Genomic DNA, 2,592 nt, shown 5'->3' on the forward strand with positions numbered 1-2,592 from the left:
GGGCCGGGTCAGGCGGTGGGGACGGCGACGCTCGCGCGCGACTCGCGCTGGGACGACACGAGCGCCGAGCGCTGCAACCACCCGGCGAGCCCCAGCATCGCGAGCCCCGAGGTGCGCAGCGTGCGCAGGAGCTCCACCGCTTCAGTGGGATTGCCGGGCAGCAGCGGCGCCAGCCACTCGCGCGCGTCGTAGAAGAGCCACACCGCGCCGGACAGGCCCATGGCCCACCACACCCAGGCGAGCCGTCCGCCTCGCAGCATGTAGGCGACGCGGAGGATGGGCGCGACGAGCAGGATGGTCGTCATGTCCGCCAGCGTGGACGCCAGCGCGATGACCGCCGTGCACGTGGCCGCGAAGCCCTGGCCCAGCTGGCCCACCGCCTTGACGAGCGCCGGCCCGCCCACCGCCAGCGCCGCCACCGCCGCGACCGCCCACAGCACCGTCGCGCGGGAGCTGGGCGGCGGCTGCAGTCCGGACTGCTTGTAGGTGCGCGACAGCAGCACCAGCGCGAACGTGGTGCTCACGTTCGCCAGCACCACCACGCCCATGCGCACGGGCAACAGCGGCGACTGCGTGAACGGCACGTCCGGCACCGCGTGCATCCAGTAGCTGCGCAGGGCCGTGCTGACGAGCGACAGGACCGCGCCCACCGTCAGCAGGCCCCACACGCGGCGCAGGTAGTCCCCCGAGCCGAAGGACAGCGCCGCCGCCGCCGTGCCCAGCACCGCGAGCAGGCCCACGGTCCAGCCCGCCACGTCACCCACGAGCGCCAGCCGGGGCGCGTCCTGGAAGGACGTGGCCACCGCGGCCAGATGCACGAGCTGGAGCACCACGACGGCGCCCAGCCAGGGCGCCACTCTCGCGAGGGCGCGGCCCGAAGAGGGACGGGGGGCGGTCATCGCAGCTTCTCCATGGCCTTCGAAATCTCCGTGAGGGTGTTCGTCGTGCGCAGCGCGCCGATGAAGACGTTGAGCATGGGCTTGAGGCCCTCCAGCACCAGCGGCACGTCCTGCGCGCCTACCTGTTCGGGTGGACGCTTGAGGGCCCGCAGCGCGGCGGTGTGGATGGCCATCTTGGCGGTGAAGTCACCCAGCAACGGCTCCAGGTGATGCATCAGCACGTCGTGCCAGCCAGGAGCGGATGAAGGGGAGGACGAGGGTGTCTGCACGTCACCTCCGCGGGAGGAAGACCTCCAGCGTAGGGACATTTCCAACCCGGCACGAGGGCCCGCCTGCTCCCGGACCCATACAAAATGCTCGGGTTGGCCTGTTTTCCCCGCGACCTCTGGAAAACGGTGCGGCTTACCGGCGGCGCGGCTTCTTCTCTTCGTCCGCCTTGGGGGCCGGCCGGGGCTCATGCGGGCCCTTGAGGACGTCCTCGAAGCGGGACTTCTGCTTGCGGCGCTTGAAGAAGAGGGCGGTGCGGCCCAGCAGCTGCGCGAGCTCCGAGCCGGTGGCCTCGGCGAGCCGGTCCGCGACTTCGTGGCGGCCTTCCGGACCTTCGTTGATCTTCACCTTGATGAGCTCGTGGTCGTTCAGCGCCTGCTCGAGGGCGGCGATGACGCCTTCGGTGACGCCGGACTGGCCGACGAGGACCACCGGCTCCAGGTGGTGGCCGAGGCCTCGAAGGTGGCGGCGTTCTTTCCCGGTGAGGGGCATGGGGGGTGTCTCCTTGAAAAGGCGCGCACCCTACTTCTTTTGGGCCGCCATGCGGACCTCTCGCATCGCATCAATGTGGTCCGGTTGCAGCTCGACCGTCCGCTTGAAGTGCTTGAGGGCCCCGGTCGCGTCGCCGCAAATCTTCGCGATGACGCCCAGGAAGTAGTGGGCGGGGGCGCAGCGCTCGTTGCGCTTGATGGCGGCCTGGATTTCGCGGAAGGCCTCCGGCTGGGCGGCCTTCTTGTCGGGGGAGGCGAGGAAGCGCGCGTAGCCCCTCCAGGCGAAGAACTCCGGCTCCTCGGCGTTGAGGGCGATGGCCTCGTTGAGCATCTTCACGGCTTCCGGGTACTTGCGCGCCTTCACCAGGATGCAGGACTTCTGGAAGAGCTCCTCGGCCTGGAGGATGCCCTGGATGTTCACGCCGTCGCCGCCGCCGCTCTTGAGCTCCTCGATGTAGGCCGCGCGGCTCTTGTCGTCGGAGAGCGCGCGGTAGGCGTCACCGATGTACGCGAACACCTCCGCCTTGAGCTTCTCCAGCTCTGGCGGGGCGCCCTGGGGCAGGGTGTCCGGGTGGTAGAGCTTGGCCAGGCGGAAGTAGGCGATCTTCACCGCGCTGCCTTCGGTCTGTTCGGTGAGGCCGAGCCGCTGGAAGTGGTTCTGGCCCTTCATGGTCGCGGCGAGCTGGCGCAGCGCGGGCAGTTCATCCGACCCGGGCGTGGGGCCCGAAGCCGTGGGGGCCGCCGGAGCGGCGACGACGGGAGGCGCGGGCCGTGCGCCCGGGCCCGCCGTGGGCACGGCGCCAGGGCCGGGCGTGGGGGCGGCTCCGGCGGGAGCACCCGGAGGCCGTGCACCGGGCCCCGCCGTGGGGGCGGCGCTGGGGGGCGCAACCGGAGGGCGCGGGGCCGCACCGGGGCCCGCCGTGGGGGCGGCGCTG

The 2,592-nt window shown here is 71.5% G+C and carries 4 protein-coding genes; all 4 read right to left on the reverse strand.

All coding sequences use genetic code 11. The features are described 5' to 3' along the window. Positions 1-8: 8 nt before the first annotated feature. On the reverse strand, positions 9-899 hold the full coding sequence (locus tag D7W81_RS40770; RefSeq protein ID WP_120560693.1) for a hypothetical protein: 891 nt from the start codon (positions 897-899) through the stop codon (positions 9-11). Beyond that, positions 896-1,168: a hypothetical protein gene (locus tag D7W81_RS40775; RefSeq protein ID WP_244227789.1), complete on the reverse strand. Its 273-nt coding sequence runs from the start codon at positions 1,166-1,168 to the stop codon at positions 896-898. Before D7W81_RS40775 ends, D7W81_RS40770 begins: the two co-directional genes overlap by 4 nt. Before the next feature lie 133 nt (positions 1,169-1,301). After that, complete coding sequence (yhbY, locus tag D7W81_RS40780; RefSeq protein WP_120560695.1) at positions 1,302-1,658, reverse strand: ribosome assembly RNA-binding protein YhbY; 357 nt, start codon at positions 1,656-1,658, stop codon at positions 1,302-1,304. 30 nt (positions 1,659-1,688) lie between these two features. Further along, positions 1,689-2,592 (reverse strand): DnaJ domain-containing protein (locus D7W81_RS40785; protein ID WP_147445825.1); only part of this gene is annotated, 904 nt, incomplete at its 5' end.

This window comes from Corallococcus aberystwythensis, assembly GCF_003612165.1.
GTDB classification, from domain to species: domain Bacteria; phylum Myxococcota; class Myxococcia; order Myxococcales; family Myxococcaceae; genus Corallococcus; species Corallococcus aberystwythensis.